Below are 15,866 nucleotides of genomic sequence, written 5' to 3'. Positions count from 1 at the left end.
GGCCGGCGGGGCGGGCGGCGGGTCCGGCGGCGCGTACCCTGGATGGCCGGTGACCAGCCCGCCGCGTCCCGGCAGCGCCGGCGTGGGCCGGGCGCCCGTCGAAGGGAAGACGATGAGCAACCAGCCCGGCAGCTCCATGGCCACGGAGCCGGACCAGCCGGTGGAGGCCGATCCGGCCCCCGGGCCGGAGCCGGCGGCCGGACCCCTGTCGCCCGCCGGGCAGGAGCCGGCGAGCGACCCCCTCGCGGCCGACGGAGGTACGGTCACCCGCGCCCCCGGTGCGGTCGTGCTCGCGCTGCTGACGGTCGGCTGGCTGGCCGCAATGCTCTGGTCCACCCGGGCGGCGATCACCTCCGCCCAGGCGGGGATCACCGCGATCAGTCTCTCCGCGTTCGCGCTGCCCGGGGTGATCTCGGCCGCGCTGGTCGCCGGTGCGGCGGTCGCCCTGGCGGTGACGAACCTGCTGGCCCGGCGCGGCATGGACCGGGCCACCCTGCGCTTCGTCGTCGCGACGGGCACCGGTCTGCTGGTCGGGCTCGCCGCCGCCGTCGTGATCAACCTGACCTACTTCGACAACGCGACCACCAACGTCATCGCCGGCACCGCCGCCGCGGCGGCGATCATCGGCGGTGCGGTGGCCGGTGCCGGCAACGCCCGGGTTGGCGGGGCGGTGGTCACCGCCACGCTGGGGGTGCTGGTCTTCGTGGTGGCGTTCAGCCGGGCCCGGGACCCGCTGTTCGATCTGTTCGGGGCGGGCGACACCCAGGAGTCGCTGGTCACCGCCGCCAAGTGGGTGTCCCGGACGGAGTCCCTGCTCGCCGGCCTGGTGGCCGGCCTGCTCGCCTTCGGGTACCTGACCTGGGCGCGTCGCCGCGCGCAACGGCGCACTCCGGGAGAGAGCGCCATCCGCTGGCCCGGCTACCTGCTGGCCGGGGCCGGCCCCGGCCTGCTCCTGCTGCTCGCCGAGATCATCATCCGGGTCGGCGGCCGGTCCCTGCTCGACCTGGCCAGCGCGCTGAGCGAGGCGGACTCGGTCGCCCAGACCTCACTGGGCACCTCCCGGATCGACAACGGCATCTGGGTGTTCTTCGTCGGCGCGCTCACCGCGCTGGTCGCCTTCGGCCGCACCCTGGACCCCTCGGCCGGCGACGAGGACGAGGAGGCCGGGCCGGAGGAGGCGGCGCAGCCGGAGGCGAAGGCCGACCGCTGACGGCCCGAACGGGGCGAGAGCCGGGACGCGGCCAATCGCTGACGCCCGGCGTGGGATCTCAGGGGCGCGAGCGCAAGACGTCGGTCAGGAGGCGGCGCGGAGCAGTTGCTCCAGCTCGGTGACGTCGTACCACTCCAGTTCGTGGTCCTCCGCGCCGTCGACGGTGAACTGGGCGTCCGGGTCGCCGGCCAGGGCCTCGGCGGCCACGGCGGCGGCTGCCGCCACGTCGGTGACCGCATCGTCGCCGTCCACGTGCAGCGCGGCGACGGCCGACACCGGCACCGGGCGCACCAGCCGGACGGCGCTGGAGCCGAGCACGTCGTCGGTGCGGCGCAGCGCGGCGGCCGGCACGTCGACCGAGACCACCACCCGCCGGCGGGGCGCGGCCGGGTCGTCCCGCAGCAGGATCAGGGCGTCCTGGGCGGCCCGGGTGAAGGCGACGTACTCCAGTTCCTCCTCGTCGCCCTCGGCGTACCACTCGCGCAGGGCGGGGGTGACGGCGTGCGCGTCCGTCTCCGGCAGCCCCTGCTCGGGCAGGCGGGCCAGCATGGGCACGATCGCCGGAACGTACACCCGGACAAGCTCGTCGTTCACCGGTGGTCTCCCCCGCTCCGCCTCCGGGCCGGCGTGCGCGGGCCCGGGCGCCGATCATGCCGTACGCCGTGACCGTCATACACCCCACACCCGTGCGGCGGGAAGCTGCCGCGCGGGCCCGTCTGGGGCGGCGTGTCGACCGAAGCGCCCCGCACGGGGCGGCGTTGTCGGCACCGGATGGCAAACTGAAGCAAACGATCCCAACTCCGGGAGATTCCGTGGAGCCGAGGTTCCTGCTGCTCTCCGACGTGGCGGCCGAGCTCAACGTGTCGGACTCGCAGGTCTACCACATGGTGCGCAGCGGCGAGCTGCCCGCCATCAAGATCGGTGGCCGGGGGCAGTGGCGCGTCGAGCGGGCCCGGTTGGAGGAGTACATCCAGCGCAAGTACGCCGAGACGGCGGAGTGGGTCCGGGGCAACCCGCTGACCGACCGCGACCCGGAGTAACACAGCCACAACCACGCCATTGACCGTGACCGCTACGTGGCCGAGAATCGAGGCTGTCGAAGGCAAACGAAAGCAAACGAAGGGTTTGGGGGTAGCTGGTGATCGAGTCCCGCCGTCCCGGTCCCATCCGTCCCCCGGTCCGGGTTCGCCCCGCGCCGCCGTTCGACCCGCCGTTCGTCGAGGAGCCGGCCGAAGGCTGGCCCCACCCGGTCGCCGCCCAACTGGCCCTCGACCTGTTCGAGGCGCACCGGCGCGGCCCGTCCCGCCCCGGCGGCCGACCGCACGACCCGCGCCCCACCCCCGGCGGCCCCGGGCGGGCCACCCCGACGGCCCCGCCGCCCGCCGCGCTGGTGACCGCCACCCCGGAGGCAACCCGGGCCGCCCAACGGTTCGTCACCACCTGCCTGGAGATCATCAACGGCTACCGGCCGCTCGGGCAGATCCGCCCGATGAGCGAGCCGACCCAGGCCGCCGACGTGGTACAGGAGCTGACCAGGGCCGCCGCGCGCACCGGCCCGGTGCGTCGCCGCTCGACCCGCCCGACCGTGCGGCTTTCGCCGGCTGCGGGTCTGCGAACCCCGCCCGGCGGCGGTGGAGGCCGCGGCCGTCGTGGTCTCCGCCACCGGCCGCACCTGGGCGATGGCGCTGCGCCTGGAGCACCGCCGCGGGCGCTGGCTCTGCACCGCCCTCCAGGTCCTCTGACCGCAAGCCGGTGGGGGCGGGGCGGGCAGGGGCGGGCGGACGCAAACGGGCCCCGGCGTACCTCGGGATCTAGCGGTCCTCGCAACACCCAGATCTTCTGGGAGTTGCGAGGACCGTGTCGGTTTCCGCTGAGCTCAAGGCAAAGTTTGTCGAGATCTTTGATCGCGTCGGTAGCGTGGCCGCTGCTGCGCGTGAGGCTGGTGTCAGCCGGAACACCGCGTATGGGTGGGCTCGTCGGGCAGGGCTGCGTTCGAAGCCCATCTCACGGCGTCACCCGCGTCGGGATGAGTACGAGCGCCTGCGTAAGCAGGGGGTTGCCCGACGCCGTGCCGCGTGGCAGGTCGGGGTCAACGAGCGCACCGCCAAGGACTGGGACTGGGGAGTGCGCAAGTCAGGTAGCTCGCGGACGTATCGGGATGGGCGCCGGGTGGACTACAACACCGGGGTGGTTACTCAGGTGCCGCCGTCGTTGACGGCGCTGGACAAGGAGCTGCACTCACGGTTCCTGACCTTGGTGCAGCGGGAGACGATCGCGGACATGCGGCGCGGTGGCCAGTCGCTGCGGGCGCTCGGGCGAGCGCTCGGGCGGCCCGCCTCGACAGTCAAGCGCGAGATCGACAACCACTCCGGCACCGACGGCGTCTACCGTGCCTACGCCGCGCACCGGGCCTGGGTCGCGTCCCGGCCCCGGCCGAAGGACCGCAAGCTCCTGCAGGACGGTCCGTTGCGTGACTTTGTCGGCGACGGGCTGCGCAAACGGTGGTCACCGCAGCAGATCTGCAACGCTCTGGTCAGGGAGCATCCCGAGGACCAGGAGATGCGTGTGAGCGCGGAGACGATCTACCAGGCGTTGTATGTCCAAGCCCGTGGCGCGCTCAAGCGTGAGGTCGCCGCGGCACTACGGACGGGCCGGACCCGACGCAAGCCGCACCGTCATCCTGACCAGCGCACCCCACGGTTCGTCGACAACATGATCATGATCAGTGATCGCCCGGCCGAGGTCACCGACCGCGCCGTGCCCGGTCACTGGGAAGGCGACCTGATCATGGGGGCGGGCAACCAGTCCGCCATCGTGACACTCGTCGAACGCGCCACCCGATACGTGATGCTCGGACACCTGCCCGGCGGACACACCGCCGAGGAAGTCCGCGACGTCCTCGTGGACCTCATCGGCACCCTGCCGGCCCACCTGCGCGGATCCCTGACCTGGGACCAGGGAACGGAAATGGCCGCCCACAAGCAGTTCACGATCGCCACCGGGGTGCCCGTCTACTTCTGCGACCCGCACTCACCCTGGCAACGCGGATCGAACGAGAACACCAACGGCCTGCTACGCCAGTACTTCCCCAAGGGCACCGACCTGTCCGTGTTCGGGCCCGAAGACCTTGAGCACGTCGCCCAAGAACTCAACGGCCGCCCACGACAAACGCTCGGCTGGGACAACCCAGCCGAGCGTCTGCGTAGTCTACTGACAGCCAACTAAGCCATCAGGTGTTGCGAGGACCCCCAGAAACCGCCTACTCGCCGGGGCCCGTCGGTGTCGCGGTGGGTCAGTTGCCGCCGTTGGCGGCACCGTGGCAGCGCTTGTACTTACGGCCGGAGCCGCACGGGCAGGGCGCGTTGCGGGACGGGTTGCCCGACTCCGCCTGGCCCGGGGCCGTGCGGCGGGCCGAGCTGGCCGCCACGGCCTGCCCGCTCCCGCCAAAGGCGGCCGGGGCGCGCTGGGGCTCCGGGGCCGGCGGGGCGGCCGGCCGGGCACGCCGCTCCGCCCGCGGAGCACGCACCGGCGGGGCCTGCTCCTCGGGCCGCTCCACGGCGACCGCGCCGGCACCTGCCTCGCCGTCGATGGTCGGCGCGGAGTACTGCAGACCCTGCTGCTGGGGGGCGCGACCCAGGCCCTTGGCCTTGATCTCCACCGGCTTCTCCAGCAGCTGCACCTCCTCGGCCTCGGGCTCGGCCTCCTGGACCTGGACCTCCAGGTTGTAGAGGAAGCCGACCGTCTCCTCCTTGATGCCGTCCATCATGGTGGCGAACATGTCGAAGCCCTCGCGCTGGTACTCCACCACCGGGTCGCGCTGGGCGTACGCCCGCAGGCTGATGCCCTCCTGGAGGTAGTCCATCTCGTAGAGGTGCTCGCGCCACTTGCGGTCGATGACCTGGAGCAGCACCATCCGTTCGAGCTGGCGGGTGCCCTCGGCACCGAGCTGCTCCTCGCGCCGGTCGTACGCGGCGTGCGCGTCCTCCTTGAGGCGGGCGACCAGGAAGTCCTGGTCCAGGCCGGCCCGGGAGCCGACCTCCTCCTCCAGCTCCTCCAGGGTCACGCCCACCGGGTAGAGCTGCTTGAGGCTGGCCCAGAGCTGCTCCAGGTCCCAGTCCTCGGCGTACCCGTCACTGGTCGCACCGACGACGTACGCGCCGACGACATCGTCGATCATGTTGCGGACCTGGTCGGAGAGGTCCTCGCCGTTGAGCACCCGCAGGCGCTCGGCGTAGATGACCTGGCGCTGCTTGTTGAGCACCTCGTCGTACTTCAGGACGTTCTTGCGGATCTCGGCGTTCTGGCCCTCGATCTGGGCCTGGGCGTTCTTGATCTGGCGGGTGACCATCTTCGACTCGATGGGCACGTCCTCCGGGATGTTGAAGCGCTCCATCACCGCCTCGACCGCGCCGGCCCGGAAGCGCTTCATCAGCTCGTCCTGCAACGACAGGTAGAAGCGGGACTCGCCCGGGTCACCCTGCCGGCCGGCCCGGCCGCGCAGCTGGTTGTCGATCCGCCGGGACTCGTGCCGCTCCGTGCCCAGCACGTAGAGCCCGCCGGCGGCGGCGACCTCCTCCGCCTCGGCGTCGCAGGCCTGCTTCCACTTGGGCAGGACCTCCTCCATCGCCTTGGCGTACTCCTCCTCGTTCTCCGCCGGGTCGAGGCCGCGCTGGCGCAGCTCGTTGGCGGCGAGGAACTCGGCGTTGCCGCCGAGCAGGATGTCGGTGCCCCGGCCGGCCATGTTGGTGGCCACGGTGACCGCGCCCTTGCGCCCGGCCTGGGCGACGATCTCCGCCTCCCGGGCGTGGAACTTGGCGTTCAGCACGGCGTGCGGGATGCCCCGGCGGCGCAGCAGCTGGGAGATGATTTCGGAGTTCTCCACCGAGACGGTGCCCACCAGCACCGGCTGGCCGGCCTGGTGCCGCTCGGCGATGTCCTCGACGACCGCGTTGAACTTGGCCTTCTCGGTCTTGTAGATAACGTCGGCCCGGTCTTCCCGGACCATCGGCCGGTGGGTCGGGATGGTCACCACGCCGACCTTGTAGACCTTGTTGAACTCGCCCGCCTCGGTCTGGGCCGTGCCGGTCATGCCGGACAGCTTCTCGTAGAGGCGGAAGTAGTTCTGGAGGGTGATGGTGGCCAGGGTCTGGTTCTCCTGCTTGATCTCCACCCCCTCCTTGGCCTCGATCGCCTGGTGCATGCCCTCGTTGTAGCGCCGCCCATGCAGGATGCGGCCGGTGAACTCGTCGACGATCAGGACCTCGCCGTCGCTGACGATGTAGTCCTTGTCGCGCTTGTAGAGCTCCTTGGCCTTGATCGCGTTGTTGAGGTAGCCCACGAGGGGGGTGTTCACCGACTCGTAGAGGTTGTCGATGCCCAGCCGGTCCTCTACCTTGGCCACGCCGCGCTCGGTCACCGCGATGGTGCGCTTGGCGTAGTCGATCTCGTAGTCGCCCTCGCCGTCCTTGCCGGGCTGGAGGCGGGCCACCACTCCAGCGAACTCGCCGTACCACCTGGCCGAGTGCTCGGCCGGGCCGGAGATGATCAGCGGCGTCCGGGCTTCGTCGATCAGGATCGAGTCGACCTCGTCGACCACGGCGAAGTTGTGGCCGCGCTGGACCAGCTCGTCCTTCGACCAGGCCATGTTGTCGCGCAGGTAGTCGAAGCCGAACTCGTTGTTGGTGCCGTAGGTGATATCGCACTCGTACGCGGCGCGGTGCTCGCTCGCCGGCCGGTTGGGCAGCACCACGCCGACGGTCAGGCCCATGAACTCGTGCACCCGCCCCATCCAGGCGGCGTCACGCTGGGCCAGGTAGTCGTTGACCGTGACCACGTGCACGCCCTTGCCGGACAGCGCGTTGAGGTAGACCGCCATGACCGAGGTCAGGGTCTTACCCTCGCCGGTCTTCATCTCGGCGATGTTGCCGAAGTGCAGCGCCGCGCCGCCCATCACCTGGACGTCGTACGGTCGCTGCCCGAGCACCCGGGCAGCCGCCTCGCGCACTGCGGCGAACGCCTCCGGCAGCAGGTCGTCGAGGGTCTCACCGTCGGCGAGCCGCTCCCGGTACTGGTCCGTGAGACTCCTCAGCTCGTCGTCGGTGAGGTTGACGTAGTCGTCCTCGATCGAGTTGACGGCGGCGGCGATGGCCTTCAGCCGGCGCACCATGCGGCCCTCGCCCGCGCGAAGGACCTTTTCCAGAATCGACACGGATCAACGCTCCCCTAGACAGTCTCGAACCATCGTAGGCGCTCCGTCGGCCCGATGGTCACTGGTGGCGGCGGTCTGATCGGCGAGAAACCGACATAACGCTCCGACCGACGGCCGGGCGGCGGGATATCCGGTTACGCCCAGCGCGAAAGATCCGGCACGATGGCTCGGGTGGAACCCGTGGAGCTCACCGAGGACGGCCTGCTGCTGCGACCCTGGCGGGCGGCCGACGCGGACGCCGTGCACCGGGCCTGCCAGGATCCGGACATCCAGCGCTGGACCACCGTACCGCGCCCGTACCTGCCCGAACACGCCCGCGCCTACGTCACCGAGGTCAGCGCCGGGGACTGGCGGGCCGGGTCCCGCGCGCCGTTCGCCGTCTGCGACGCCGTCACCGGCGAGTTGCTCGCCTCGTGCGGGCTGGTGTCGCTGGACCAGACCACGGACTCCGGCGAGATCGGCTACTGGGTGGCGCCGTGGGCCCGGGGCCGGGGCGTCGCCGCCAGGGCCACCCGGGCGGTGGCCCGCTGGGCGTTCGACGCGCTCCGGCTGCGCCGGCTGATCTGGCAGGCCGAGATCGGCAACCACGCCTCCCGGCTGGCCGCGCTGCGCGCCGGCTTCCGGGTGGAGGGCGAACTGCGGCTGGCCCACCCGTCGCCCGGCGGGCGGCGAGAGGGCTGGATCGGCTCCCTGTTCCCCGAGGACCTGCCCGCGCCGGGCGCGCCCGGGCCCGCCGGACCGGACACCCTCGACGCCCGCCGGGCCGCCGTCTTCGGCCGACCGCAGCCCACCCTGTTCGCCACCGTCGGGGCGCGGGAGCTGCGGCTGCGGCCGATCGAGGAGCGCGACCTCGACGCCATCACCGAGACCTGCCGGGACCCGCGGACGATCGAGTGGACCACGGTGCCGGCCCCGTACGAGCGAGCGCACGCCGAGGGGTTCAAGCGCGACGTCGCCGACGCGAGCTGGGCGCGCGGCACCGGCGCGTACTTCACGGTCGCCGACGGCGACGACCGGTACGTCGCCTCGGTCGACCTGCGGATCGCCGCCGCCGACCCGGTGCGGGGCATGGTCGGCTTCATGACCGCGCCGCACGCGCGGGGCAGGGGATACATGCCGGCCGCGACCGCCGCCCTGGCCGCCTGGGGGTTCACCACTCTCGGCCTCGCCCGCGTCGAGTGGCGCGCTTTCGTCGGCAACACCGCCTCCCGCCGGGCCGCCGAGAAGGCCGGGTTCACCCTGGAGGGCACCGCGCGGGACTTCCTGCCCACCCGCGCCGGCGGCCGGGCCGACGCCTGGGTCGCGTCGCTGCTGCCCGGGGACCTGACCGGGGCCACGTCCGCTTCGGCGGGGGGCGAGGCGTGAGCGGGCCCCGCCTGCCCGACGCCGTCGGGGCCGAGGGGGTACGGCTGCGGCCGTTCCGCGCCGCGGACGTGCCCGACGTCGCGGCGGCCTGCGCCGACCCGCTCACCCAGCGGTTCATCTCCGGCATGCCCAGCCCGTACACCGAGGCCGACGCCCGGTGGTGGGTGGCCGAGGGCGCCCCCGCGGCGTGGGCTGCCGGCGGGGCCGCGTACGCGATCGCGGATCCGGCCACCGACCGGCTGCTCGGCGGCACCGGCCTGGGCAACGTGGTGCCGGTGCGGGAGCAGGCGGAGCTGGGCTACTGGGTCGCGCCGTGGGCGCGGGGCCGCGGGGTGGCCACCGCCGCGACCCGGGCGCTGGCGGCGACGGCCTTCGCGCACGGTACGGCCCGCCTGGAGCTGCTCACCCACGCGGAGAACACGGCGAGCCAGCGGGTCGCGCTCGCCGCCGGGTTCCGGCACGAGGGGGTACGCCGGGCGGCGAACCTGGCACGCGACGGCGACCGGCAGGACCTGGTCTGCTGGGTACGCCTGGCCGACGACCCGCCCGGCCCGACGCCCCGGCTCCTGCCCGACCTGCCCGGCGGCCGGCTCACCGACGGCGTGGTGACCGTGCGCCCGGTCGGGCCGGACGATGCGGCGGCGTTGTTCCGGCTGCACCGCCTGCCCGAGGTCGTCGCGAACCGGGTGCCCCCGCAGCCGCCGTCGCTCGGCGACGTCGAGCGGCGTTGCCGGCTGGCGGGCAGCCGCTGGCTAACCGGGGTCTCGGCCGATCTGGCGATCGTGGACGCGCGCGGCGGCGAGCTGGCCGGCGGGTGCATGCTGCACCACGACGAGCCGGCCACTGGGCAGGCGATGATCGGCTACAGCCTGCTGCCGGCGGGGCGGGGCCGGGGCCTGGCCACCCGGGCGGTGCGCCTGGTCGCCGGCTGGGCGTTCGACGGGGTGGGGCTCGCCCGGGTCTGGGCGGGCACCCGGCCGGAGAACGCGGCCTCGCAGCGGGTGCTGGAGCGCGCCGGCTTCTCCCGGGAGGGCCTGCTGCGCGGCCGGCTGCCCGGCCCCGGGGGCACCCGGATCGACTCGGTCCTGTACGGCCTGCTCGCCACCGACGCGCCCCGCTGACCCACCGGGCCAGCGGGGCCACCGTCGGGGTCAGATGTCGAGGGAGATGATGCCGTAGTCGTAGGCGTGTCGCCGGTAGACGACGCTGGGGCGGCCGGACTCCTTGTCGTGGAACAGGTAGAAGTCGTGCCCGACCAGTTCCATCTGGAACAGCGCGTCGTCGACCGTCATCGGCTCGGCGGGGTGGACCTTCGCCCGGGCGATGTGCCAGGGCTGGTCGTCAGGCTCCTCCTCGAACCGCTCGGCTACGGCGGTTGCCGTGGCCGATCGGACGCCGTCGAGGGCCGGGACGGGCGCATCGAGGCCGGCGACCGGCAGGTCGGCGGTGGCCGCCGCGACGGAGATCGGCGCGTGCCGGCCCCGATGGACCCGGCGGCGGTCCGCAGCCCGGCGCAGCCGGTTGTCCAGTTTGGCGATCGCGGCGTCGAGTGCGCTGTAGAAATCGTCGGTGCAGGCCTCGGCCCGAATCACCGGACCACGGGAAACGCACGTTATCTCGACCCGCTGGCAATGGTCGGACTGGCGCGGATTACGCTCGTGGAACAACTCGACATCGACGCGGATAAGCTTGTGATCGTAACGTTCGATCTTTGCGAGCTTCTCGGCTACGTGCACCCGGTAATGATCCGGGACCTCGACGTTCCGGCCCTTGACCACGATGTCCACGTGACCTCCCTTGTTCGGACGGTCTTCGATCCGGAAATCCCGGCCGGCTCGCCTTCAGGGGAACCCTCGTTCGGCGTCGACCGGGTCAGTGCGGTTACGCCTCCTCTCACCGCCGGGGGCGAGTGGAATGCCTTCCTACCCCCGACACGAAAACGCTAACCCCTGTTCGCCCGGCCGTCACCCCCCATCGCGCAAAGCCTCAGAATTTTCACAGGCCCCACACGGTCGGGTGAATCAGAAACACGTTGAGTCACGAACGGTGGCGTTTCTCCGTCGCGGCGAGGACCGCCGCGACCATGGGCGACAGGCCGGTCGCGCTCAGCACCCGGGCTGCGGCGGCCAGGGTGACGCCGGTGGTGACGATGTCGTCGAGCAGCACGACCACCGGCACCGGCGCCCCGGCGCGGGCCCTGGGCGGGGCGGTCCTCGGCCGGGCCCGGAAGGCCGACTGCGCCGCACGGGCCCGGCCCGCGCTGTCCAGGGTGGCCGAGTCCGGTCGGGGCAGCGCCCGCAACGGCCGGAGCACCTGCACGGGCCAGCCGGCCCGGCTCAGTCGGGCCGCCGCGTGCCGGGCCAGCCGGTCGAGGTGGTCGCCGTACCTGGCGCGGGCCGCCATCGCGGTGTCCGGCACCGGAACCAGCAGCACCGGCCGTGCCGCGCCGACCGCACCAGCCACCACCTCGGCGAGCAGCCCGCCCAGCGGCCGGGCCAGCCCGTGCCGGCCCCGTTCCTTGTACGCCAGCAGCGCCTCCCGCAGCGCGCCGCCGTACGGGCCGAGGGCGACGCACGGGGGCAGTCCCGGCGGGGCCGCGGTGGGGCGCACCGGTCGGGGCCGCAGCGCCGCCAGGGCCGTCACGCAGCCGGGGCAGAACCCGTACCGGGCCGCCCGGCGCTCCCGGCAACCGGCGCACTCCACGGGCAGCACCAGGTCGGCCAGATCCGCCCAGAGGCCGGCGACCGCGCGCACCTCAGTAGAGGAAGAAGGGGGCGGTCGGGTTGCCGGCCTGCACCCCGGCCAGCGGAGGCGTCACGTCCCGCACCTCGTCCCGCTTGATCGTGTCGAACGGGCTGTTGCGGTACGCCACCCCGTTCGCCTCGTACATCAGGTTCCCGTTGGGAAACGGCGCCACCGCGTTCAGCGGGTACGACGACAGGTGCGTGACCCGGGCGCCGACGTCCCGGCGCAGCGGCGTCTCCAGGGCGCCGTCCACGCTGATGTCGTAGATCGCCGGCCGCCCGGCGGAGCCCGCCAGGTGCAGGGTGTTCTCCCCCGCCCAGTCGACCGCGGAGAGGTCGGTCAGCGAGGTGACCAGCCGACGCGCCGGGCCCACGGTGACCACGCCGCCGTTGAGGTTGACCGCCGCGACGTACAGCGCGCCGCCGACGATCACCGCGATGCGGTGCCCGTCCAGCGACGCCGCCACCGCCGTCACCTTGCCTTCGGCGGTCAGCGGGACGGCCCGCAACTGGGCGCCGGAGTCGAAGCGGTAGAGCGTGCCGTCGGCCACCACCAGGCCCTGCGGCCGGTCCGGGGCCGGCGAGCGCAGCCACACCGGCCGGCCCATCGCGGCGAACGTGCGGGTGCCGCGCTGGACGATCGACACCGGCGCCGCGCCGACACCGACCACCAGCCGCTGCCGCTTGTCCGCCCCGGCGGTCACCAGCGCGGCGCGGATCCCGTCGTGGGAGCGGCTGAACCCGGCCGAGACGACGCCCTTGTTGACCGCCTCGGTGACCGGCGCGACACCGAACGCCTCACCGCCGCCGAAGTCGAGCGGGTGGACCGCGCCGTCGTAGACGCAGAACCGCTGCGGGTTGGCGCTGAGCGGGTAGGCCAGGCGGGCCCGTCGGCGCTGTCTGAGGTCGGGCACCGTCACCCGGGTCTGGTTGTGGATCCGCAGTTCGAGCTGGCCGTCCAGCTCCGGCAGCGACCAGGCGAGCTGGTCGACGAAGTCCTCCACCCGCCGGTCGTCCGCGTCCACGGGCATGTCGAGGTTGACCTCCCACCGCCCGTCCGCCCCGGTCGCGTTGTTGATCAGCCGGGTGCCGTCGGGCAGCCGGCTCGTCCCGGGCCCCAGCCACTCCGACGGCCCGGCGGTCAGCCACTTCACCACCTCGGTGACCCGCCGCTCGTCGGGCACGGCCAGCGGCAGGTAACGCTGGTCGGGCACGAGCTGGGTGCGACTGGTGTTCCAGAAGTAGACGATGTGGGTCTGGTAGTACTGCCGCAGCGCCTGATCGCTGAGCAGCAGCACGTTCGGCGGCGGGTCGGCGACGTACCAGCCGGTGTCCGGCTTGTCCTCCTGGGCGGCGGCGCGCAGCTCGAACCGGTACTCGGTCTCGGTGGCCACCGGCGGCATGAGGGTGCCGTCGGCGCGCAGCAGGCCAATCTGCTGCACCCGCAGCGTGACCCGGGTGCCGTCCGTGCTGTCGGTGATCACCGGCGCCTCGCGCAGCCGCACGACGGTGAGGGTCACCTCGCTGGGCTGCTGCTTCTCCTGAATCCGACTGCGCCCCTCGGGGGCGACGAACTGCTTGACCCGGTAGTAGGCACGGTCCGCCTCGCCGGCGGCGGCCGAAAGGAAGTTGGTGACGAAGGCCGCGCGGTCGGTACCGCTGGCGAGCCGGTTCGGCGGCTCGTCACGGCGGAAGCTCGACGAGCCGGACTTGGCGGCGGCGACCTGCCCGTCCACCTTGACGTCGGACCTCTCGGGGATGCCACAACCGGCCGCCCCGGTGAGCAGGAGCGCCCCGGCGAGCAGCCCGGCGAACCGGCCCTGCCGCCTCACGACCCCACCTCCGCCCGGTCGTCGGCCCCCGTCGCCGGCCCGACGGCCAGGGCTCCCCCGGTGCCGGGGCCGATGTCGAGCAGCCCGCCGGCCCGGGGGCCGCCGAAGGGCAGGATGGCGTCGGCGGGGACCAACCGTAGCGGCGACGTGGTCAGCCGGTCGCCGGACCGGGCGGGCAGGGTGAGCCGGAACTGCGCGCCCTGCCCGGGCGCGCCCCACGCCTCCAGCCAACCGCCGTGCAGCCGGGCGTCCTCCAGGCTGATGGACAGGCCGAGGCCGGTGCCACCGGTCTGCCGCGCCCGGGACGGGTCGGCCCGCCAGAATCGGTTGAAGACCAGCTTCTCCTCGCCCGGTTTGAGACCCACCCCGTGGTCCCGGACGGTCACGGCGACGGCCGCCCGGTCCTGCCCGAGGGTGATCAGGACGGGCTTGCCCTCGCCGTGCTCGACGGCGTTGCCGACCAGGTTGCGCAGCACCCGCTCGACGCGGCGCGGGTCCACCTCGGCGATCACCGGGGTGTCCGGCATGTCCAGGTCGATGGTGACACCGACCCGCTCGGCCAGCCCGGCCAGCCGGTCGGTCACCCGGTGCACCACCGGGACCAGGTCGGTCGGTTCGGCGTCCAGCATGGCGAACCCCGCGTCGAACCGGCTGATCTCCAGCAGGTCGGTGAGCAGCTCCTCGAACCGGTCCAGCTCGGCCTGGAGCAGCTCGGCGCTGCGGGCCACGGCCGGCTCGAACTCCTCCCGCTCGGCGAAGATCAGGTCGGCGGCCATCCGGACGGTGGTCAGCGGGGTACGCAGCTCGTGCGAGACGTCGGAGGTGAACCGGCGTTGCAGGCGGGACATTTCCTCCAGCCGGAGGATCTGTCGTTGCAAGTTGGTCGCCATCTGGTTGAACGAGGCGGCCAGCAGCGCCAGGTCGTCCTCCCCGTTGACGGCCATCCGCTGATCGAGCAGGCCGGCGGAGAGCCGCTGGGCCGTCCGGGCGGCCACCCGCACGGGCGTCACCACCAGCCGGGTGACCAGGGCGGCGAGCAGGCCGAGCAGCAGCACCAGGGCCGCCCCGGTGGCCACCACGGTGGCCCGGGCGTCGGTCGCCGTGGCGTCCTGCCGGGTCAGCGGGACGAGGTAGTACAGCTCCACCTGGCCGAACCGGGTCGGTACCGGGGAGCCGTACACCAGGTATTTCGTGGTGTCTCCGGTGAGCCGGCCGGTGCGGATCTGGCTGGCGATGTTGCCGTCGGCGACCGTGGCCCGCAGCTCTCGGCTGATCAGCGGCCGGACGTCCACGTCGGGTGAGGAGCGCGGCTCGATGATCCCGGTGTAGTTGTCGGCCGTGATCGCCACCACCACCCCGCTGGTCTGCTGCGGGTCGCCGCCGGCCAGGTAGTTGACCGTGCCGTCGATGGTGTCCTGGAGTTGGGCCTCCTGCGCCTGGCTGAACAGGCTGAACTGTTTGGCCGCGTAGTCGCTGCCACTGCTGAGCCGCAGCCGGACGTCTGTTTCGGCGTTCTCCAGCAGGATGTTGGTGATCTTGTCAGCGATGAGGTAGGCGAAACCGCCGACGAGCAGGCTGGAGGCGACCAGTGTGATGGTCACCACCCGGACCTGGAGTGAGCGACGCCACGTCTGGTGCAGGCCGGCCACCAGCCGGGCCACCCGGCCGGACAGCGCACGCCACAGCTCCCACGCGGCGGGTGACCGGCGGGTGACCGTGGGTGCGGAATCGGAGGGCGGGGAGGTGGTCACAGTGCGGCCAAGGCTACCCCGTGCCCGCCTTGTAGCCCACGCCCCGCACCGTCAGGATGATCTCGGGACGCTCCGGGTCCGGCTCGATCTTGGCCCGCAGCCGCTGCACGTGCACGTTGACCAGGCGGGTGTCCGCGGCGTGCCGGTACCCCCAGACCTGCTCCAGCAGCACCTCGCGGGTGAAGACCTGGCGCGGCTTGCGGGCGAGCGCGACCAGCAGGTCGAACTCCAGCGGCGTCAGCTTCACCTCCTCGCCGTTGCGGCTCACGGTGTGCGCGGGCACGTCGATGCTGATCTGGTTGCCGGGCGGGCCGACGGTCAGCAGCTCCGGGGCCACGTCCTCGCCCCGGCGCAACCGGGCCCGCATCCGGGCCACCAGTTCCTTGGGCTTGAACGGCTTGACCACGTAGTCGTCCGCGCCGGACTCCAGACCGAGTACCACGTCCACGGTGTCGCTCTTCGCCGTGAGCATCACGATCGGCACGCCGGACTCGCCCCGGATCGCCCGGGCCACGTCGATACCGCTCATCCCGGGCAGCATCAGGTCGAGCAGGACTATGTCGGGCCGATTCTCCCGGAACGCGGCCAGGGCCCGTTCCCCGTCGGCGACGAACGAGGGCAGAAAGCCCTCGCTGCGCAGGACGATGCCGAGCATCTCGGCGAGCGCGGGGTCGTCGTCGACCACCAGTACCCGGGCTCTCATGGGATCTATACTTCCATCCTCCCCCGAGTCGGTGGGATCGGCATCGTCCGCGG

Annotated in this window: 13 protein-coding genes and 1 pseudogene; 7 read left to right on the top strand and 7 right to left on the bottom strand. The window is 72.8% G+C overall.

Annotated features, from left to right (window positions below; translation table 11 throughout):
* Positions 1-112 precede the first annotated feature (112 nt).
* Entirely contained in the window at positions 113-1,210 is a 1,098-nt protein-coding gene (locus tag MCAG_RS20665; protein ID WP_007074929.1) for a hypothetical protein, read from the top strand.
* An 84-nt stretch (positions 1,211-1,294) separates the two neighbouring features.
* Here MCAG_RS20665 and MCAG_RS20660 read toward each other — a convergent pair whose 3' ends face one another.
* Complete coding sequence (locus MCAG_RS20660) at positions 1,295-1,804, bottom strand: hypothetical protein (RefSeq protein ID WP_007074928.1); 510 nt, start codon at positions 1,802-1,804, stop codon at positions 1,295-1,297.
* A gap of 218 nt (positions 1,805-2,022) precedes the next feature.
* Here MCAG_RS20660 and MCAG_RS20655 point away from each other — a divergent pair, with 218 nt between their 5' ends.
* The 3 genes and pseudogenes from MCAG_RS20655 to MCAG_RS20645 all read left to right on the top strand — a co-directional run bounded on the left by MCAG_RS20655 (position 2,023) and on the right by MCAG_RS20645 (position 4,435).
* Complete coding sequence (locus tag MCAG_RS20655) at positions 2,023-2,250, top strand: helix-turn-helix domain-containing protein (protein ID WP_007074927.1); 228 nt, start codon at positions 2,023-2,025, stop codon at positions 2,248-2,250.
* Between the two features lie 98 nt (positions 2,251-2,348).
* Positions 2,349-2,952, top strand: a pseudogene (locus MCAG_RS20650) (Rv3235 family protein).
* A 259-nt stretch (positions 2,953-3,211) separates the two neighbouring features.
* A complete protein-coding gene (locus tag MCAG_RS20645) occupies positions 3,212-4,435 on the top strand; it encodes an IS30 family transposase (RefSeq protein ID WP_369751375.1) in 1,224 nt (407 codons plus the stop codon).
* Positions 4,436-4,502: 67 nt separating this feature from the next.
* On the opposite strand, the gene secA is transcribed toward MCAG_RS20645, so the two are convergent.
* Positions 4,503-7,418 (bottom strand): preprotein translocase subunit SecA, encoded by a 2,916-nt coding sequence (secA, locus tag MCAG_RS20640; RefSeq protein WP_007074925.1) that lies wholly within the window; start codon positions 7,416-7,418, stop codon positions 4,503-4,505.
* Positions 7,419-7,580: 162 nt separating this feature from the next.
* Between secA and MCAG_RS20635 the strand changes: the two genes are divergently transcribed.
* Positions 7,581-8,783, top strand: coding sequence for a GNAT family N-acetyltransferase (locus MCAG_RS20635; RefSeq protein ID WP_007074924.1), 1,203 nt, complete (start codon positions 7,581-7,583; stop codon positions 8,781-8,783).
* Positions 8,780-9,904 carry a GNAT family N-acetyltransferase gene (locus tag MCAG_RS20630; RefSeq protein WP_007074923.1) on the top strand — a complete coding sequence of 375 codons (1,125 nt, stop codon included), beginning with the start codon at positions 8,780-8,782 and terminating at the stop codon, positions 9,902-9,904. Before MCAG_RS20635 ends, MCAG_RS20630 begins: the two co-directional genes overlap by 4 nt.
* A 30-nt stretch (positions 9,905-9,934) precedes the next feature.
* Here MCAG_RS20630 and hpf read toward each other — a convergent pair whose 3' ends face one another.
* Positions 9,935-10,561 carry a ribosome hibernation-promoting factor, HPF/YfiA family gene (gene hpf, locus MCAG_RS20625; RefSeq protein ID WP_232290404.1) on the bottom strand — a complete coding sequence of 209 codons (627 nt, stop codon included), beginning with the start codon at positions 10,559-10,561 and terminating at the stop codon, positions 9,935-9,937.
* On the opposite strand from hpf, the gene MCAG_RS35065 reads away from it, so the two are divergent.
* Complete coding sequence (locus MCAG_RS35065; RefSeq protein WP_232290438.1) at positions 10,442-10,729, top strand: hypothetical protein; 288 nt, start codon at positions 10,442-10,444, stop codon at positions 10,727-10,729. The two genes, hpf and MCAG_RS35065, sit on opposite strands and share 120 nt — an antisense overlap.
* Before the next feature lie 91 nt (positions 10,730-10,820).
* Here MCAG_RS35065 and MCAG_RS20620 read toward each other — a convergent pair whose 3' ends face one another.
* The 4 genes from MCAG_RS20620 to mtrA form a co-directional block, all read right to left on the bottom strand.
* Positions 10,821-11,537, bottom strand: a complete 717-nt coding sequence (locus tag MCAG_RS20620; RefSeq protein WP_007074921.1) for a ComF family protein — start codon at positions 11,535-11,537, stop codon at positions 10,821-10,823.
* A 1-nt stretch (position 11,538) separates the two neighbouring features.
* Positions 11,539-13,359, bottom strand: coding sequence for an LpqB family beta-propeller domain-containing protein (locus MCAG_RS20615; protein ID WP_036374486.1), 1,821 nt, complete (start codon positions 13,357-13,359; stop codon positions 11,539-11,541).
* Positions 13,356-15,020 carry an MtrAB system histidine kinase MtrB gene (gene mtrB, locus MCAG_RS20610; protein WP_007074919.1) on the bottom strand — a complete coding sequence of 555 codons (1,665 nt, stop codon included), beginning with the start codon at positions 15,018-15,020 and terminating at the stop codon, positions 13,356-13,358. The genes MCAG_RS20615 and mtrB overlap by 4 nt, the downstream gene beginning before the upstream one ends.
* Before the next feature lie 103 nt (positions 15,021-15,123).
* On the bottom strand, positions 15,124-15,813 hold the full coding sequence (gene mtrA / locus MCAG_RS20605; RefSeq protein WP_007074918.1) for an MtrAB system response regulator MtrA: 690 nt from the start codon (positions 15,811-15,813) through the stop codon (positions 15,124-15,126).
* Between the last annotated feature and the right edge of the window lie 53 nt (positions 15,814-15,866).

The sequence above is a fragment of the Micromonospora sp. ATCC 39149 genome, assembly GCF_000158815.1.
GTDB lineage: Bacteria > Actinomycetota > Actinomycetes > Mycobacteriales > Micromonosporaceae > Micromonospora.
This window is presented reverse-complemented; position numbering and strand designations above follow the sequence as displayed.

Coding starts and splice junctions, on each gene's coding strand:
- MCAG_RS20665 (WP_007074929.1), top strand. CDS start 113: ATGAGCAACCAGCCCGGCAGCTCCATGGCCACGGAGCCGGACCAGCCG.
- mtrA (WP_007074918.1), bottom strand. CDS start 15,813: ATGAGAGCCCGGGTACTGGTGGTCGACGACGACCCCGCGCTCGCCGAG.
- MCAG_RS20635 (WP_007074924.1), top strand. CDS start 7,581: ATGGCTCGGGTGGAACCCGTGGAGCTCACCGAGGACGGCCTGCTGCTG.